Origin of the sequence: Nocardia sichangensis (assembly GCF_047200615.1) — a bacterium.
Classification (GTDB): domain Bacteria; phylum Actinomycetota; class Actinomycetes; order Mycobacteriales; family Mycobacteriaceae; genus Nocardia; species Nocardia sichangensis.
Genome location: NZ_JBJZOK010000001.1, coordinates 117,559 through 134,557 on the forward strand (window position 1 = coordinate 117,559; position 16,999 = coordinate 134,557).

Consider the following 16,999-nt stretch of genomic DNA (forward strand, 5'->3'; position numbering starts at 1 on the left):
TAGGCTCTCATCTCGGTCGGCACCGACGCCGGCCGCACAGACCACGCGGAGGTGGCAACCGGCATGGTTTCAGCGCTGCAACCACGCATCTCGCCCGGACGGCTCCGGGAACTCGGGGCGCTCAATTGGGTTGTCTGGCAGGTGCTCTCCCGCGCCGCGGGCACCCACGACGCCCATTTGTTCAGCACGCTGGGCCGCACCCGCGGCCTGTTCCGCGGTTGGCTGCACTTCTCGGGCAAGCTCATGCCAGGCGGGCGGCTGCCCCGCCACGAGTCCGAGCTGGTCATCATCCGGGTCGCACATCTGCGCGGGTGCGAGTACGAGATGGACCATCACATCCGGCTCGGCCGGCGCGCCGGGGTGACGAGCGAAATCCTGGAGCGGCTGCGCAAAGGCCCCGAGGCGGCGGAGTGGTCGGACAAGCACCGCGCGCTGCTGGCCGCCGTGGATCAGCTGGTGGAGACCCGTGACCTCGACGACGACACCTGGGCCGAGCTGGCGAAGCACTACGACGAGCGCAGTCTGATCGAGATCGTCCTGCTGATCAACCAATACGACGGGCTGGCCGCCACGATCACCGCCCTGCGCATCCAACGCGACGGCCTCTAGTCGGACCGGCCCTCGATACGGCGGGCCAGACCGTCCAGCACCAGCGTCAACCCGAACTCGTAGGCATGGTCGGCGCTGTAGGCGGCGTCGTGCGCCTGGCCCGCGGCCGTCCCGACGCGCGCGGCGAGCGGGTACCGCCGCGCGTCGAAGACCTGCGCCAGCACCGGCGCGGCCCGCTCCCACCACTGACCGTCGGACATGGCGCTGTCGGCCGCCGCCCGCGCGCTGTCGATGGCGATGCGGGCGACGGACGTGACGAAGCCGAGCACGAAGGTCAGAGCGGCGTCCATCGCCAGGTCGTCGAGGCCGAGGTCCGCGAAGGCCTCCAGCTCGTGGTCGTATTTCGCGGCGAGGCCCGGCCCGAGCGGTGGCCGGGTGGTCGGCAGATACGCCACCCACGGATGACGGGCCAGCAGGGCGCGGTTCTCGGCGGCGATCCGGGCGACCCGCTCGCGCCAGGGCAGACCGGTGAGGTCGGCGCGCTCCATCCGCGCGTACACCGTGTCCAGCATCAGGTCGATCAGTTCGGATTTGCCCGGCACATAGGTGTAGGTGGCCATGGGAGTCAGGCCGAGCCGGTTGGCGACCGCACGCATCGTGACCGCTGCGATTCCCTCCACGTCGGCGATCTCGATCGCGGCGGCGACGACCGCATCGACGCTGCTGCGCTGTTTCGGCCCCCGGCCGGTGCCCGGCTCCGACGGAATCCGCCACAGCAATTCCAGCGTGCGCACCGGGTCACCGGCGCCGCTGCGCTCCTTCGGCTGTCTCATCGCTCGCCTCCTCAACCGCCTCGCTTCCCGATGGTATCGATGTGACGCACCTCATAATGCGCAGTGCCCATTAACTACGTACAAAGTACAGTGTACTTAGTACGGAGTTTTTCCGCCGAGGAGGGCCCATGCACATCACCGCTTCCGCCATCTCGCTCAACGTTCCCGACCCGGCCGCCTCGGCGCGGTTCCTCATCGAGCACCTCGGCTTCGAGGAGAAGATGTCGGCCGACGGGTTCGTCTCGCTGGACCGCGACGACGCCGGACTGAACGTCATCTACCTGCGCACCGGACTGGCGAGCTTCAAACCGCGGAGCGCGGCGGGCAGCGCGGGCGAAGGCCTGCTCGTCGTCTTCGTCGTCGACGACATCGATGCCGAATACGCCCGGCTGCGAGCCGAGGGCGTGCCGATCGTGACGCCCATCGAAACCGAGGAGTGGGGCGAGCGGTACTTCCAGATGAGCGATCCGAACGGGATCATCATCCAATTGGTGCAGTGGGTCTGAGTTGTGTCCGAGTGGCCGCCGCTGGCGACTTCGTCGCGCACGCGGCGGCCACTCGGACGCCAGCCGGGCCGCGAACAGCGCCTGCCCGGTCCCGCTTCGCCCTCTCCTCGAGCGGCTCGGATGATGTCAGGCGAGCGCAGCGCGGAAGACGTCGACGGCGGGAGTCGCCGGGCGGCCGAGCAGTCGCGCCAGGTCGCCGGAGCGGACGTCGAGGATGCCTTGTGCGATACCGGCGTCGGCGTCGGCAAGTGCCTCGGCGAACTGGGCGGGCAATCCCCCCCCGGTCAAACCAGCCGCATAGTCGGCCTGCGGAAGGTTCTCGTAGCGCACCGGCTTGCCCGATGCCTCTGAGATCGCCTCGGCCAGTTCGGCATAGGTGAGCCGGTCGTCGCCGCCGAGTTCGTATACCCGGCCCGCGTGGCCGTCGGTGGTCAGCACCCGGGCGGCGGCTTCGGCGTAGTCTGCCCGCGCCGCGCCCGCCACGCGACCTTCACCCGCCGCGCCGTGCAGCACGCCGGACTCCACCGCGTGCGCCAGACCGCCCAGGTAGTTCTCCCAGTACCACCCGTTGCGCAGCACTGTGTGTGGCACAGCCGATTCGGCGAGCACCGCTTCGGTGCCCTTGTGTTCCTGCGCGAGAATGAGCGGATTGTCGGTCGCGCCGGGAATGCTGGTGTAGGCGAGCAATTCCACACCGGCCCGCTCAGCGGCGCGAATGACGTTGGTGTGCTGCGCCACGCGCGCGCCGAACTCGTTACCGGAGACCAGCAGCACCCGGTCGACACCCGCGAGCGCCCGGTCCAGCGCGGCCGCGTCGTCGTAGTCGGCCTGCCGGACGTCCACGCCACGCTCAGCCAGGTCGGCCACCTTCGCCGGGTCGCGCACGATCGCCACGACCGGTGTCGATCCCACCTTCAACAGCGCGTCCACTACGAGCCGGCCCAGCTGTCCGCTGGCCCCGGTCACCGCGACGGTCATGACTACCTCCAAGTTCGGCATGTTCGAATAGCACTAACTATTCGTAAGCACTATGCACCTTGTAGCCACTATGGTCAAGTTGGGTACTATCGAAGTATGTCCACCCAGCGCATTGCCTCGGCGGACGCCGACGATCCCACGCTGGAAGCCGACGTCTTCGCCCGGAACTGCACGTCGCGGCCGGTCCTGCAGAACGTCGCCAGTCGTTGGGGCACCCTGGCGCTGGTCGCGCTGCGCGAGGGGCCGTACCGGTTCAGCGCCTTGCGGCGGCGGGTCGACGGCGTCAGCGAGCGCATGCTGTCGCAGACCCTGCAGGCCCTGGAACGCGACGGCATGGTGCACCGCGAGGTGCAGGAAACCATTCCGCCCCGGGTCGAGTACACCCTCACCAACCTGGGTGTCGAGGTGGCCGACCGCTTGGAGGCGCTCATCCGGGTACTGGAAACCAACATGCCGCGCGTGCGCGAGGCGCAGGCCGCCTACCACCGCGACTGACGGGAAGAGACCAGCGTCACCGCGGGTTACACGGGCATGGAACTCGCCGCCGCAGTCGATTTCGCCCGCGACCACCGCAGGTCCGTGCTCACCACGATCCGCCGCAACGGACGACCGCAACTGTCCAACGTGCTGCACGTCGTGGGCGCGGATGGCCGCATTCGCATCTCCATCACCGCCGACCGGGCGAAATACTACAACCTCGTCCGGGACCCGTGGGCGGCGCTGCACGTGACCCGCGACGATTTCTTCGCGTATGCCGTCCTCGAAGGCACGGTCGAACTCACCCCCGTCGCCGCCGAGCCAGACGACCCCACCGTCGACGCACTCGTCGACTACTACCGCACCGCCACCGGCGAGCACCCGGACTGGGACGAATACCGCAACGCGATGGTCACCGACCGCCGCGCCTTGGTGTTGTTCACCCCGACTCACGCCTACGGCATGCTCCCGGCCGCCGGGTAGCCGAACGAATCCTGCGCCACGAACACCGACGCTCCGGCGCATCGCCTCCGTCGGTGCCTGCGGCCGCGCGGGCATAGCCCACTTGCCCCGCACAAGGCGAAGCAGGGCGGCCCGTCCGGCTACCCGAGCCGGGCCGAGAGCGCCCACGACTGGGTGGCGAGACAGACACCGGATCGGCGCGTGGGCGCGCGTAGCAGTAGCGGATACGCCGTACCCCGCCCCACCTCGCGGCGGCTGATGTGCGCCGCCGACCGGACCTCGCCGCGCCGCCGACCGGCTCGGCTCCGCGGTCGGCGCGGGCCGCGAAATCCGCCGTCACCCGGCAGCCCCGCGCATCGACCGCCGTCGACGACGGCCAGTGCGCCGGGCCGGTCGGATCAGCGGGACATGAGATCGGACACCGTGACGAATTGGTATCCCGCGGCACGCAATTCGGTGACAATGCGCGGGATGGCGGCGATCGAGGGCTCCGCGTTGCCGTGCATGACATGCAGCAGAACGATCGACCCGGGGCGGACCTTGCCGAGCGTCTCGGCGACGATGTCGTCCGCGGTAACGCCGGCCCGGCCGGAATCTGGCTCGACGTCCCAGGTCACGGTGACGCGGTTGTGCTCGGCGAGATAATGCGGCAGCACCCACAACTTCTTGCCGTAAGGCGGACGGAAGGTGATCGGGCCCACGTAACCCGTCTGCATGATCTCGGCGTCCGTGCGCTCCACTTCGTCGCGGACCGTGCCGGGCGTCACGAAGACCATCCGCCGATGCGAATAGGTGTGATTGCCGATCTCGTGGCCCGCCGCGGCGATCGCCCGGCCATACTCCGGGTGTTCGGCGAGATCACGCCCGTTCAGGTAGAAGGTCGCCGGAACCTGCGCGTCGGCGAGCACTTTCAGCACCTCGGGCGCGCGATCGGACGGCCCGTCGTCCAAGGTCAGCGCGACTACCCGCGCGTCGGTGTCCACCCGGCTGACCACGTGACCGGCCAACTGGAAGGTGCGCGCCTTCATCAGGTAGAAGGTGCCCGTCCCCAGCAGCACCACCACGACGAGCACCGGCACACTTCCGATCAGCCACCTGCGAAACATGCACGCTGTATAGCAGAACGCTCGCACCGATGCCGACCGCCGACGACCCTACCGGCGCGGAAACCCTTGCCGGACAGCGAAAAAGGGCGTGCGATCATCGACCGCACGCCCTTTCGACGCGAAGGGATCAGAAGTTGATCATGTGGCCGGCCAAGCCGTGGAAGGCTTCCTGGAGGGCCTCGCTGAGCGTCGGGTGAGTGTGGACGTTGCGGGTCAGCTCGTTGACCGTCAGGTCCCACTTCTGCGCGAGGGTGAGTTCGGGCAGCAGTTCGGAGACGTCCGGGCCGATGAGGTGCCCGCCGATCAGCTCGCCGTACTTGGCGTCGGCGACGAGCTTGACGAAACCGGTCGGGTCGCCGAGGCCGTGGGCCTTGCCGTTCGCGGTGAACGGGAAGGTCGCGACCTTCACGTCGTAGCCCTCGTCACGGGCCTGCTGCTCGGTCAGGCCGAAGCTGGCGACCTGCGGCTGGCAGAAGGTGGCGCGCGGCATCATCCGGTAGTCGCCGAGGGGAACGGTCTCCGCGCCCGCGATGGTCTCGGCCGCGACCACGCCTTGGGCCTCCGCGACGTGCGCGAGCTGCAGTTTCCCGGTGACGTCGCCGATCGCGTAGATGTGCGGCACGTTGGTGCGCATGTAGTCGTCGATCCCGATCGCGCCCCGGTCGGTGACCACGACGCCCGTGGTCTCCAGGCCGTAGCCGTCGACGCGCGGGGCGAAGCCGACGGCCTGCAGCACCTTGTCTACGGTGACGGTCTCGATCGACCCGGTCTTGTTGTCCTTGATCGCGACGGTGACCTTGGCGCCGTCGTCCTCGATGGACTGCACGGCCGCACCGGTGGTGATGGTGATGCCGAGCTTCTTGTACTGCTTGGTGATCTCCTTGGAGACGTCCGCGTCCTCGTTCGGCAGCGCGCGATCGAGGAACTCCACGATGCGCACGTCGACGCCGTAGTTCTTCAGGACGTAACCGAACTCCATGCCGATCGCGCCGGCGCCGACGATGAGGATCGAGCCGGGCAGGTCACGGGTGAGGATCTGCTCCTCGTAGGTGACCACGTTGGCGCTGAGCTGAGTGCCGGGCAGCAGCTTGGTGACGGTACCCGCCGCGATGATCGCGTTGTCGAAGGTGATCGACTCGGTGCCGCCCTTGGTGAGCTCGACCGAGAGCGAGTTCGGGCCGGTGAAGGTGCCCTTGCCGTCGAACTCGTCGATCTTGTTCTTCTTCATCAGGAAGTGGACGCCCTTGACCCGGCCGTCGGCGACCTTGCGGCTGCGGTCGAAGGCGACCCCGAAGTCGAAGTTCACCTCACCGGAGATGCCGAAGGTCTTCGCCTCCTTGGTGAAGATGTGGGCGAGCTCGGCGTTGCGCAGCAGCGCCTTGGACGGGATGCAGCCGACGTTGAGGCACACACCACCCCAGTATTTCTGCTCGACGATCGCTGTTCGCAGGCCGAGTTGAGCGGCGCGGATAGCGGCGACGTATCCGCCGGGACCAGCGCCGAGAACGACGACATCGTAGTGGGAAGTCACGACCCGAGCCTAACTCCGCAGCGGGTAGTTCACCCACCCATCCCCCACCACAGTGAGGCGTGGGCCACACCCGTCAGCTACGCCAGACCTGACGGGCGACGCGGCGGAAGTTTTCACCGAAGATCGCGGCTCGGTCGGCGGAGGTGAAGCCACGCTGGGAGAGGGCCGCGTCGAGGGTGGGGACTTCGGAGGGGCCGAGGAGGTCTTCGGGCGGAGTCCAGTGGAGGGGCCCCCATTGGGTGTACGCCTCGGAGAAGGCCTCGGGGTTCTGCTGTAGTTCGGCGTTGAAGTCGTCGGCGTCGAAGGAGTAGTCCGAACCTATGCCGATGTGTTCGATCCCGACGAGCTCGACGCCGTACTCGATGTGGCGGGCCATCGCCGCGATCCGCTCGGCGCGCTCGTGGGGCGCGTTGCGGCCGAGGAAGATGCCGACGCCGTTGATGCCGATGACACCGCCGGTCGCGGCGCAGGCGCGCGCTTGGTCGTCGGTGATGTTGCGCGGGTGGTCCCACAGCGCGGCGAAATTGGAGTGGCTGTAGATCATCGGGACGACGCTCAGCTCGGCCAGCTCCAGCCCGGTGCGCCGGGAACAGTGCGAACCGTCGGCGAACATGCCGACTTCGTTCAACGCGTGAACGAGATCGCGCCCGTAACCGGTGAGCCCGGTGTCCTCGGTGTCCAGGCAGCCGCAGCCCGCGGCGTTGGCGTGGTTGTAGGCGGGCAGCAACGACCGCACGCCGAGGTCGTAGAAGCGAGCGACGTTGTCCAGGTCGCCGCCCAGCGGCCCGGCGTCCTCCAGATCGAAGGCCAGCGCGATGGTGTCCGCGGCCCCGATGTCCGCCACGGTCTCGACGAGGCGGAACCGACCGTCCGCCATGGCATCCCGGCGGAATCGATCCAGCAGCGCCATGGAGTCCGCGGTCGATTGCCGGGAGTAGCCGACGTTCACCGACAGATACGATCCGGCCGGGTAGCGCGCGAGGTCGCCGATGCGCGCGGCGGGCGACAGCGGCAGACAGCAGTGCTGTTCCCAGAGAAAGGGGGGCAACCTCGAACCTCCTGGTCGGATCCAGCCTCGGAGCAGCGATCCTACTGTTGGCGCCGAGCGAGCACAGGCGCGCAGCGAACGCCGGGCCGCCGAGCCGCCGTGCCGTGACCGAGTTGCCGCGACCGCCAACACTTTTCGCCCTCACCCATCGGTAACGAGGCATCCACCTGGACCGATGCATGTTATACATCAATCCCTCCTGTGCCCGAAGGCGGTGCGACCATGCGTCGCTTGCTTCTCCTGTTCGTCTCCTTCGTGACCCTCGCCGGTCTTTTCGTCGCCCCCGCCCCGGCTTCCGCCGCCCCGGCGTGCGCCTCCGGCTGGGGTTCGATACCCAAGGTGAGCCGAGCCCGGATGCTCACGCCGCTGACCGGGATCCGCGCCGGGCGGCACGACTGCTTCGACCGCCTGGTGCTCGACATCGCCGGTCCGGTGACCGGTTATCACGTCGGCTACGTCGAGCGAGTGGTCATGGACGGCTCCGGCGCACCCGTCACGCTGCGCGGCGGCGCGTTCCTGAGCATCGCCGTCTACGCCCCGGCCTACGACGACGCGTTCAACCCCACCTACACCCCCGCGAATCGGGCCGAACTCGCCGACGTGCGGGACTACCGGACCTTCCGCCAGGTGGCCTGGGCCGGTTCCTTCGAAGGTCAGACCAACGTCGGATTGGGCACGCGCGCGCGATTGCCGTTCCAGGTGTCCACCCTGGCCGGGCCGGGCAGCGGATCGCGCATCGTGATCGATGTAGCGCACTCCTGGTGACCCCGCGCCGCGCGGCTCGGCAACAATGTGGGGATGAGCGGCGTTGAGCGGAATGTGACCGATCCCTACCTCTGGCTGGAAGAAGTGACCGGCGAGCGCGCTCTGGACTGGGCTCGCGCGCACAACACGGTCGTGCGCGCCCGGTTCGCCGACTCCGATCGCTTCCGCGACCTGGAGCGACGCATCCTCGACATGCTCGACACCGACACCAAGATCGCCTACCCATCCCGCCGCGGGCCCTGGCTCTACAACTTCTGGCGGGACGCCCAGCATCCGCGCGGCCTCTGGCGGCGCACCACGTTCGCCGAGTACGCCGAGGACGCGCCGGACTGGGACGTGCTGATCGACCTGGACGCGGTGGCCGCCGACGAGGACGAGAACTGGGTGTGGGGCGGCGCGGCGGTGCTGCGCCCGGAACAGTCCCGCGCGCTGATCAGCCTGTCGCGCGGCGGCGCGGACGCGAAGGTCGTCCGCGAGTTCGACATGGAGCGCAGGGTGTTCCTCGATCCGGCCGATGGCGGGTTCTTCCTGCCCGAGGCCAAGTCGGAGATCCGCTGGATCGACATCGACTCGGTGTACGTGGGCACCGACTTCGGCCCTGGCACACTGACCGATTCGGGATATCCGCGCATCGCGAAACGCTGGCGGCGCGGTACCGCGCTGGAGGAGGCGACCACCGTCTTCGAGGGCGAGAGCGGCGATGTCGCGGTCTCGGCGGGTTACGACCGCACGCCGGGTTACGAACGGCACTACGTCGGCCGCGCCACCGACTTCTTCAACGAAGAGGTCTACCTGTTGGAGGACGACGGAGCCCTGCGGCACCTCGACATCCCCACCGACGCGAGTGAGTCCTGGTACAAGGACTGGCTGCTGGTGCGGCTGAAGTCGCCGTGGGAGGTCGGCGGCACGAGTTATCCCGCGGGCGCGCTGCTGGCCATCGACTTCGAGAAGTTCCTCTCCGGCGCACGGGAATTCGAGGTGATCTTCACCCCGGACGCGCACACCTCACTGCACGGCTACGGCTGGACCGAGAACCACCTGCTGCTGGTCACGCTCGAGGACGTGCAGACCAAGCTCTACGTGCTGACGCCGGGATCCGACGGCTGGCGCCGCGAGCCGCTTGCCGATACCCCGCCGATGGCCACCACCAGCGTCCTGAATCTCGACCCGCTGGAGAGCGGCGACGAGTTCATGCTCAACACCAGCGGCTTCACCACCCCGGCGACGCTGCTGGCCAGTGCCGTCGGTGGGCGCACCGAGCGGCTCAAACAGGAACCCGGATTCTTCGACGCCGACGGGGTGGAGACCGAGCAGTTCTTCGCCACATCCGACGACGGCACGCCGGTGCCGTACTTCGTGATCCGCCATCGTGACCGGAAGGACGCGCCGGGGCCGACGGTGATGTCCGGCTACGGCGGTTTCGAAGTGTCCCGAACCCCCGCATACAGCGGCGCGTCCGGCATGGGCTGGTTGGAGCGCGGCGGGACGTGGGTGATGACGAACATCCGTGGCGGCGGCGAGTACGGACCGCAGTGGCACACCTCGGTGCAGAAAGCGAACCGGCACAAGGTGTACGAGGACTTCTCCTCGATCGCGAAAGACCTCGTCGCGCGCGGCATCACCACCGCGGACCAGCTCGGCGCGGTGGGCGGCAGCAACGGCGGACTGCTCATGGGTGTGATGCTGACCCGCTACCCCGAATTGTTCGGCGCCATCGTCTGCCAGGTGCCGCTGCTGGATATGAAGCGCTACCACCTGCTGCTCGCGGGCGCTTCGTGGATGGCCGAGTACGGTGACCCGGACAAACCGGAGGAATGGGAGTACATCGGCAAGTACTCGCCCTACCAGAACGCGCGCGCCGACCGCGCCTACCCGCCGATCCTGCTCACTACCTCGACCAGGGACGACCGGGTGCACCCCGGCCATGCCCGCAAGATGGCCGCCCTGCTCGAGGAGCAGGGCCACGAGTTCTGGTACCACGAGAACATCGAAGGCGGCCACGGCGGCGCGGCCGACAACAAGCAGTCGGCCTTCCAGGCGGCGCTGATCTACGAGTTCTTCACCCAGATGCTGATCGAACGACGCGGCTGACGGATCGGCGCGCAGGAACGCTCAGCGGTCGCGCAACCACTTCTCGATCTGGTCGACGGTGCTGGTGTACTGCCGGATCCAGCCGTTGTGGCCCAGTGGTTCCGGCTGGCGCCAGCGCGTCACCTCCGCGTTGGGCAGCTTCTCCAGCAGATGCTCGGCGGAGCTGGGCGGGGTGAGGTCGTCGCCGGTGATCGTGATGGACAGCACCGGGAGTTTCAGCCGCGCGATGCGCTCCTCGTAGTCGATGTCCGCGCCGACCGGAACGAACCGGCCGGTGCGCGCCAGCCGGGCCCAGTCGGAGATCAGCACCTTGGACTGGCGGCCGAAACCCATCGAGACACGGTCACCGGGCCAGAAGCCGGCCAGGTTGGCCGTCAGCGAGATCGCCGCGGTGCCGACCAGCATGCCCGGACCCGAAAGTCCCCGATAGCCACGGTAATAGGGGGTGCCGGAGGCGACCAGGATCAGCCCGCCGAGCCTGCCACGGACGCGCGCGGCGTACATGACGCCGAGCTGGCCGCCCATGCTGTGACCGAGCAGGTACGGCGTGCTGTCCGGGAACTGCTCGCGGACCACCTCGAAGATCGCCGGGAAGTCCACCGCGACCAGTTCGTGGTAGCCGAAGGTGCTGGCGGAGCTCGGCTTCGGCCTGCTGTCGCCGTTGCCGCGCAGCTCGCCGATGGCCACGTCGAACCCGCGCGCGGCCAGTCCCGAGGCGAACAGTTCGTAGTAGCCCCCCGGAACGCCGAGCCCGGGCACGATCACCAGCACCGGTCGCGGCGTGTCCGGACCCACCGCGTGCCGGTGCGGACCCCCGGCGGGGATCAACCGCACCGGGACCGTTGTGCCGTCCGGCATCTGGATCGGAACTGTTTGCATCCCCGCACGTTACCGCGCTCATCGCGCCTGATCCCGCAGGCCGGGACGCTATGCGCGGACCGCGCCGATGATCACCCTGCTGAGCACCCGGATCACGTCGTCGAGCGGCGGGCGCGGCTCCGCGCCGCTCCACGAGTCGACCACATAGTTGACACCGCCGATGATGGCGAGCATCCGCATTTCGTAGTCGCCCGCGGGTATCTCACCGTGCAGGGCGGCGTCTTCGGCAGCGCCGGCCAGCAGCGAACCCCACTCCCGGCGCACCGCGAGACGGAACTTTTCCACCTTCGGGCCCGCGCCGACCACTTCCACCAGGGCGACGCGTGCCTTGCGCGGATCGGAACCGATGGATTCGACGTAGGCGCGAACCGCGGCGTCGATGACGTCCAGGGCCTTCGCGCCGGACTTCGCGTCCAACGCTTTCTTCACGGCGTCCCGCGACTCCCGGTCGATCTGCTCGTACAGCTCTAGGAGCAGGGACTCGCGCCCGGTGAACTCCTCGTAGAACTGTCGCGAGGAGAGTCCGGCGTCCTTGCATATGGCGCCGACCGAACTGTTGGCGTAGCCGTCCCGCGCGAAGACCGTCAGGCCTGACTCCAGAAAACGCGCACGCCGCTGACGTTGCCGGTCCTCCACGGGTTGCCCGGCATACATTCGACCCGTATTCGCATCCTGTGACATTGGGGCAGACAATACAGAAGGGCCCGAACTCATCGTCACGGATCGGGCCCTTCGTTACAACCCTCGACCAATCTACGGTTAGCCGAAAGTTGGCTGAGCAGTTGCTACCTCATCAAATGGTCGCCGGACAGAAGCCCGGCGACCATAGTAGCTTGCGCACAAGCACTCTTTTCCACGGATCGAGCATTCGGCAACTCCGATCTGGGCCGTAGGAGATTTCTTGTCACTGGCTATTTGCCGGAACAGACGATACCTAGCAGCGTCGCGCTTGCGGGCAATTTTAGAGGGAAACTGTAGAATTTTTTGTTTCATTCCGATTCGTCGGTTACGGCGAGTTCGCCGGCTCCCACCGAACCGCCCAGCAATTCCGGCAGATCGACCACGGAATCGATGACGTGATCCGGCGCGCGGTCGGCCGACGCCAGCACGCCCGGCCGGAATTTGCCGGTGCGCACCAGCACGCCGGTCAACCCGACGTCCTGCGCCGCAAGCACATCCGAGTACAGATCGTCACCGATCATCACGACCTCCGCCGGCTCGAGGCGCATCAGCCCCGCGGCGGTCCGGAAACCGGGGGCCGCGGGCTTGCCCACCACCTCGATGCGGGCATTGCCCGCCGCCTCCAAGCCGGGCAGATACGCCCCCGCGTCGATACGCAATCCGTCCGCGGTCGCCCAGGTCAGTCCGCTGTGCATGGCGACGACGGGCACGCCGTCCAGCATCAGTTCCGCCACTCGACTCAGTGCGGCATGGGTGAATTCCGCTCCCGCACCGCCGATCACGACCACGTCCGGATGTTCCTCGTCGAGCCGGAGACCGGCGAGGTCGGCATCGATGTCGCCGTGGTTGAGCACCCAGACGGCGGCGCCGGGGTAGCGCCCGCGCACGAACTCGGCGGTGAGTCTTGCGGCGGTGACGATCTCGGCGGGTTCGACCTCGATACCCGCGCCGCACAGGCGTTCCGCGATCTCGGCGCAGGTACGCGAAGTGGTGTTGGTCAGAAACGCCCGGCGCAGGCCGCTCTCCCGGATCCGGCGCACCGCTGAGGCGGCGCCCGCGATCTCCCGCCAGGAGGTCACCAGGACGCCGTCGATGTCGTAGAGCACGCCTCGGATCCGGACGCGGTCAGGCATGGCTTCAGCGTACGACCGACCCGATGGCCCGGCATGCCGACTTAGGGTGTTCCCATGATGAAGGCGCTGCTCTACGGACTCGGCACGGCCGTACCGCTGGTCTTGGGCGCTGCCATCGGGTCGCGGTGGCAACTGCCCAAGGCGGTGCTCGCCTCCCTGATGGCCTTCGGCGCGGGCACGATGATCGCGGCGGTGTCCACCGAGCTGTTCGAGCCCGCCTTTCGCCAGAACGCGACGATCGCCGCGATCGCGCTGCTCGCGGGCGCGGGGGTCTACGTGGTGGCCGATCACCTCATCGAGAACAAGCTCGGTCCCCGCGCGCTCGGCTGGGCGCTGATGCTGGGCGCGGTGCTGGACGGCGTCCCGGAGAACACGGCGCTCGGCGTCACACTGACCGGTGGCGGCGGACTGGTGCTGCTGGTGGCAGTGGCCGTGGGCAACGTGCCCGAGGCGATCAGCGGAGCCGCGCTGATGCGCGACCAGCACGGCGTGGCGCGGCACCGCGCCCTCTGGCTGTGGACGGCGACCGGCGCGGTGCTCGTACTGGTCACGATGCTCGGAAACGCGTTGTCGGACAACTTGTCCGAGACCCACATCGGCGCGGTGCAAGCGTTCGCCGGCGGTGCCACGATCGCGGTGCTGGCCGACTCACTGATGCCGGAGGCCTACCGAGAAGGCGGCTGGTGGGTCGGAATGGCCACGGCGGCCGGGTTTCTCGTGGCTTTCATCTTGCGCTGACCGGCGGCGGTCGTCAGCGCCGCGCGCCGCTGATGACCGCGTCCAGCAGGCCGGGGAAGCGCTGATTCAAATCTTCGCGCCGTAGCGCGACCAGCCGATTGCGGCCGGAGACGAACGTCATCGTGACGCCCGCGTCCCGCAGCACCTTCCAGTGGTGCGAGGCGGTGGCCGCCGTGATCTCCACGTCGAACTCTCGGACATTGCAGCTCAACGGTTCCCGTTCCCCGGCGAGCGCGCGCACCAGTTCCAGGCGCACCGGGTCGGCGAGCGCGCTCAGCACGCGGACCAGATCGATGTCGGCGGTACTCGGCTGCGGCAGCGTACGCATCTCCATTCCCCGATCATTTGACAACGATCGAATTGTATCTCACGCTCATCCTATGATGTTTCGACAACCATCAAATAATCTCTACCGGTCGCTGCTCCCGCTCGCCGTGGGCACTTTCGTGCTCGGCACCGACGGCTTCGTGCTCAGCGGCCTGCTTCCGCTGATCGCCGCCGATCTGCACGTCTCCGTGTCCACCGCCGGGCAGCTGACCACGATCTTCGCCTGGACCTACGCCATCGCCGCACCGCTGATCGCGGCGGCGACCGGGTCCTGGGATCGCCGCGTGCTGCTCGGTGGCGGCGCCGCGCTCTTCGTGGTCGGCATGATCGGGCAGGCCGCCGGGGAGAGCTTCGGCGTCATGGCCGCGGCGCGCGTCGTCGCGGCCATCGGGGCGGCGGCCTTCCAGGCCAACGCGTACGCCGTCGCCGGCGTCGTCGCCGATGAAGCCCATCGGGGGCGGGCACTGGCGATCGTGACGGCGGGTATCACGCTGTCCAGCGTCGCGGGCGTGCCGATCGGCATCTTCGCCGAGCGCTGGATCGGCTGGCGCGGCGTGCTGTGGGGCATCGCGCTCGGCGGAGCCATCGCCGCGCTGCTGGTATTGCTACTGCCACGGGTGACCCTGCCGAGCACGGGACTGCGCGCCCGGATCGGCGTGCTGACCCGTCCGCCGGTGCTGCGGGTGCTGATCGTGACGACAACGCAGATCACCGCCGTCTACACCACCATCGTCTACCTGCCCGTGGTGGTCGCGGCATCGGTGCCGCAGAGCATGCTCGCCTGGCTGTTGCTGGCCATGGGCATCGGCCAGGTGATCGGCAACGCGCAGGCCGGGCGTGCGGTCGACCGCTACGGCCCGCAGCGCACGCTGACGGTGGGACTCGCGGGCGCGCTGGTCGGCCTCGCACTGCTCGGCGTGGCCGTCCATGCCGCGTGGGCGGTGTTCGTGGTGCTCGCCATCACCGGACTGTTCGGTTCGGCGATCCTGGTTCCGCAACAGCATCGCCTGTTCGGCATCGCCCATGACGCGCCCACCGTCGCCCTCGGCCTGAACGGATCGGCCATCTACCTCGGCGCGGGAATCGGGTCGATCATCGGTGCGACCGTGCTGGATTCCTCCGGCAGCCAGTGGCTCCCGTGGACCTCCACGCTCATCGCATGCCTCGCCCTCGCCCTCGCGCTCCAGAAGACCCAGTCCCCCACCAGGGCTCCAGTTCCGGCATGAGCTACCCGTCGCCGGGATCGGGCGGGGCACTCGCCATACCGCGTGCCCCGCTACCGGCGACTAAGCGGCAGGGCCGGGGCGGATCGAGTCCAATCGGTCGGCACAGCGAGTCAGCAAGTCCTGCAAGGAGGCTCGCTCGGCGTCGGTGAATTCTTCGGCCAAGGCGCGTTCGACTCGGACGGCGCGGGCGTCCGCGTCGCGCATGACCGCCGCGCCCTTCTCGGTCAACGTGGTCTCCAGGACGTTCTTGTGCCACGGGTGCGGGGTGCGCTCGATGAGCCCGCGGTCCTGCAGATTGCCCAGCACGGTGTTCATCGAGGGCGGGGTGACGCCGCAGAGCCGGGCCAGGGCGGCGGCGGAGATACCGGGATTCTCGGCGAGGAACAGCAGCGCGGCGTATTGGGGCACGGTGACGCCCGCCGGTTTCAACGCGGCGTTCTTGGCCGTGTTGAGGGACTGCTCGGCCCGTTTGAGGTACGAGCCGATCCGTTCGGCGGCGGGCATCGACGTCATAAGCGCATGGTATCCGCACGTCTTCTTGTTTCAGTCTTGACTGATATTAGAGTTCTAACTTAGATTCGAGCAAGATGCTTGATGTGAGCACATTTGCATGCATGATCTCTAAGAGGTAATCGATGCCCCACGCACTACCCCTCCGCCTGCTGTCGAGCCTGGCCGCAGCCAGCGCCTGCCTCCCGCTCGTCGCCTGCGGCACCAGCGACGAACCGAACACTGCCGTCCACACCGCCTACGAACTGCCGGGCGACCGGGCCTACCCCGAGGGCATCGCGGTGGACGCGCGGACGGGAGACAGCTACGTCGGCTCCTACACCACCGGCGCCGTCTATCGCGCGACGCAAAACGCGCACCGAGCCGAGGTCTTCCTGCCCGAAGGCGCGAACAACCACAAGACCGCCAACGGCTTGAAAGTCGACGCGGCCGGACGGCTGTGGGTGACCGACTCGACAACCGGCGTCGCGGTGTACGACATCGCGACCCGCGCGCTGCTCGCCGACTTCACCGTGCCCGGAAGCGAGCCCCGCTTCGTGAACGATCTCGCCATCACCCCGGACGGCACGGCGTATCTGACCGACAGCACACGTGCGCTCGTCTATCGCGTGACACCCGATCAACTGGCCGCCGCCAGAGCGCAGGGTGGGCGAGCCGAACTGACCCCACGGTTCGACCTGCACTCCGCGCTGCCGCCGATCGAGCCGGGCGGCTTCAGCCTCAACGGCATCGTCGCCGATCCGGCAGGCCGCTATCTGCTCACGGTCGACATGCCGCGCGGCGACTTGTACCGCATCGCGTTGACTCCGGACCCGAATCCGATCCGCAAGGTGGCCTTGCGCGGTGGCGATCTGCGTCAGGGCGACGGACTGGAACTGCGCGACGACACCCTGTGGGCCGCGCACAACACGACCAACACCATCAGCCGCTGGACCCTCTCCGACGACGGCGCCACGGCCACGCTCGCGCAGCAACGCACCGACGAAGCCCTGTCCATCCCCACCACCCTGGCCCGCGCCGGTGACCGGATCCTGATCGTCTCCTCCCAATTCGACAAGGGCGGCCCGATGGCCCCCGGCACCCCGAAGACGCCTTTCACCGTCGTCACTCTCGACGGAATCTGACCCGGAACGCCGGAAGCCGGCCCACCTCGCGGTGG

At 68.3% G+C, this 16,999-nt stretch carries 19 protein-coding genes; 9 read left to right on the top strand and 10 right to left on the bottom strand.

What is annotated here, in order from left to right; translation table 11 throughout:
• The first annotated feature begins 75 nt into the window (after nucleotides 1-75).
• Nucleotides 76-609, top strand: a complete 534-nt coding sequence (locus ACL03I_RS00635; RefSeq protein ID WP_355072125.1) for a carboxymuconolactone decarboxylase family protein — start codon at nucleotides 76-78, stop codon at nucleotides 607-609.
• Here the strand turns inward: ACL03I_RS00635 and ACL03I_RS00640 are convergent.
• Nucleotides 606-1,382 carry a TetR/AcrR family transcriptional regulator C-terminal domain-containing protein gene (locus ACL03I_RS00640; RefSeq protein WP_355071737.1) on the bottom strand — a complete coding sequence of 259 codons (777 nt, stop codon included), beginning with the start codon at nucleotides 1,380-1,382 and terminating at the stop codon, nucleotides 606-608. The genes ACL03I_RS00635 and ACL03I_RS00640 overlap by 4 nt on opposite strands.
• Before the next feature lie 128 nt (nucleotides 1,383-1,510).
• On the opposite strand from ACL03I_RS00640, the gene ACL03I_RS00645 reads away from it, so the two are divergent.
• On the top strand, nucleotides 1,511-1,888 hold the full coding sequence (locus ACL03I_RS00645; protein ID WP_355071736.1) for a VOC family protein: 378 nt from the start codon (nucleotides 1,511-1,513) through the stop codon (nucleotides 1,886-1,888).
• A 126-nt stretch (nucleotides 1,889-2,014) separates the two neighbouring features.
• Here the strand turns inward: ACL03I_RS00645 and ACL03I_RS00650 are convergent, their stop codons facing one another.
• Nucleotides 2,015-2,866: an SDR family oxidoreductase gene (locus ACL03I_RS00650; RefSeq protein ID WP_412804878.1), complete on the bottom strand. Its 852-nt coding sequence runs from the start codon at nucleotides 2,864-2,866 to the stop codon at nucleotides 2,015-2,017.
• Between the two features lie 96 nt (nucleotides 2,867-2,962).
• Here ACL03I_RS00650 and ACL03I_RS00655 point away from each other — a divergent pair, with 96 nt between their 5' ends.
• Together ACL03I_RS00655 and ACL03I_RS00660 are read left to right on the top strand one after the other, a co-directional pair.
• On the top strand, nucleotides 2,963-3,361 hold the full coding sequence (locus ACL03I_RS00655) for a winged helix-turn-helix transcriptional regulator (protein WP_355071732.1): 399 nt from the start codon (nucleotides 2,963-2,965) through the stop codon (nucleotides 3,359-3,361).
• 36 nt (nucleotides 3,362-3,397) lie between these two features.
• On the top strand, nucleotides 3,398-3,826 hold the full coding sequence (locus ACL03I_RS00660) for a PPOX class F420-dependent oxidoreductase (protein ID WP_379248990.1): 429 nt from the start codon (nucleotides 3,398-3,400) through the stop codon (nucleotides 3,824-3,826).
• A 377-nt stretch (nucleotides 3,827-4,203) separates the two neighbouring features.
• On the opposite strand, the gene ACL03I_RS00665 is transcribed toward ACL03I_RS00660, so the two are convergent.
• The 3 genes from ACL03I_RS00665 to ACL03I_RS00675 form a co-directional block, all read right to left on the bottom strand.
• Complete coding sequence (locus ACL03I_RS00665) at nucleotides 4,204-4,911, bottom strand: polysaccharide deacetylase family protein (RefSeq protein ID WP_412804879.1); 708 nt, start codon at nucleotides 4,909-4,911, stop codon at nucleotides 4,204-4,206.
• A gap of 127 nt (nucleotides 4,912-5,038) precedes the next feature.
• A complete protein-coding gene (gene lpdA, locus ACL03I_RS00670) occupies nucleotides 5,039-6,442 on the bottom strand; it encodes a dihydrolipoyl dehydrogenase (RefSeq protein WP_355071727.1) in 1,404 nt (467 codons plus the stop codon).
• A gap of 73 nt (nucleotides 6,443-6,515) precedes the next feature.
• Nucleotides 6,516-7,490 (bottom strand): dipeptidase, encoded by a 975-nt coding sequence (locus tag ACL03I_RS00675; RefSeq protein ID WP_355071725.1) that lies wholly within the window; start codon nucleotides 7,488-7,490, stop codon nucleotides 6,516-6,518.
• A 222-nt stretch (nucleotides 7,491-7,712) separates the two neighbouring features.
• Between ACL03I_RS00675 and ACL03I_RS00680 the strand changes: the two genes are divergently transcribed.
• Nucleotides 7,713-8,255: an AMIN-like domain-containing (lipo)protein gene (locus ACL03I_RS00680; RefSeq protein ID WP_412804880.1), complete on the top strand. Its 543-nt coding sequence runs from the start codon at nucleotides 7,713-7,715 to the stop codon at nucleotides 8,253-8,255.
• Between the two features lie 33 nt (nucleotides 8,256-8,288).
• Nucleotides 8,289-10,346: a prolyl oligopeptidase family serine peptidase gene (locus tag ACL03I_RS00685; protein ID WP_412804881.1), complete on the top strand. Its 2,058-nt coding sequence runs from the start codon at nucleotides 8,289-8,291 to the stop codon at nucleotides 10,344-10,346.
• A 21-nt stretch (nucleotides 10,347-10,367) separates the two neighbouring features.
• Here ACL03I_RS00685 and ACL03I_RS00690 read toward each other — a convergent pair whose 3' ends face one another.
• The 3 genes from ACL03I_RS00690 to ACL03I_RS00700 all read right to left on the bottom strand — a co-directional run bounded on the left by ACL03I_RS00690 (nucleotide 10,368) and on the right by ACL03I_RS00700 (nucleotide 13,039).
• On the bottom strand, nucleotides 10,368-11,225 hold the full coding sequence (locus ACL03I_RS00690) for an alpha/beta hydrolase family protein (RefSeq protein WP_412804882.1): 858 nt from the start codon (nucleotides 11,223-11,225) through the stop codon (nucleotides 10,368-10,370).
• A 48-nt stretch (nucleotides 11,226-11,273) separates the two neighbouring features.
• The gene (locus ACL03I_RS00695) at nucleotides 11,274-11,906 is read right to left on the bottom strand and encodes a TetR/AcrR family transcriptional regulator (protein WP_355071720.1); all 633 of its coding nucleotides are present in this window, start codon (nucleotides 11,904-11,906) and stop codon (nucleotides 11,274-11,276) included.
• A 308-nt stretch (nucleotides 11,907-12,214) separates the two neighbouring features.
• Nucleotides 12,215-13,039, bottom strand: a complete 825-nt coding sequence (locus ACL03I_RS00700) for an HAD-IIA family hydrolase (protein ID WP_412804883.1) — start codon at nucleotides 13,037-13,039, stop codon at nucleotides 12,215-12,217.
• A 54-nt stretch (nucleotides 13,040-13,093) separates the two neighbouring features.
• Here ACL03I_RS00700 and ACL03I_RS00705 point away from each other — a divergent pair, with 54 nt between their 5' ends.
• Nucleotides 13,094-13,777, top strand: coding sequence for a ZIP family metal transporter (locus tag ACL03I_RS00705; RefSeq protein WP_355071716.1), 684 nt, complete (start codon nucleotides 13,094-13,096; stop codon nucleotides 13,775-13,777).
• A gap of 13 nt (nucleotides 13,778-13,790) precedes the next feature.
• Here the strand turns inward: ACL03I_RS00705 and ACL03I_RS00710 are convergent, their stop codons facing one another.
• Nucleotides 13,791-14,111 carry an ArsR/SmtB family transcription factor gene (locus ACL03I_RS00710; RefSeq protein WP_355071715.1) on the bottom strand — a complete coding sequence of 107 codons (321 nt, stop codon included), beginning with the start codon at nucleotides 14,109-14,111 and terminating at the stop codon, nucleotides 13,791-13,793.
• Between the two features lie 46 nt (nucleotides 14,112-14,157).
• Here ACL03I_RS00710 and ACL03I_RS00715 point away from each other — a divergent pair, with 46 nt between their 5' ends.
• The gene (locus ACL03I_RS00715; RefSeq protein WP_412804884.1) at nucleotides 14,158-15,330 is read left to right on the top strand and encodes an MFS transporter; all 1,173 of its coding nucleotides are present in this window, start codon (nucleotides 14,158-14,160) and stop codon (nucleotides 15,328-15,330) included.
• A 60-nt stretch (nucleotides 15,331-15,390) separates the two neighbouring features.
• On the opposite strand, the gene ACL03I_RS00720 is transcribed toward ACL03I_RS00715, so the two are convergent.
• A complete protein-coding gene (locus tag ACL03I_RS00720; RefSeq protein WP_355071711.1) occupies nucleotides 15,391-15,843 on the bottom strand; it encodes a MarR family winged helix-turn-helix transcriptional regulator in 453 nt (150 codons plus the stop codon).
• A gap of 122 nt (nucleotides 15,844-15,965) precedes the next feature.
• Here ACL03I_RS00720 and ACL03I_RS00725 point away from each other — a divergent pair, with 122 nt between their 5' ends.
• Complete coding sequence (locus tag ACL03I_RS00725; protein ID WP_355071709.1) at nucleotides 15,966-16,964, top strand: SMP-30/gluconolactonase/LRE family protein; 999 nt, start codon at nucleotides 15,966-15,968, stop codon at nucleotides 16,962-16,964.
• Nucleotides 16,965-16,999 lie beyond the last annotated feature (35 nt).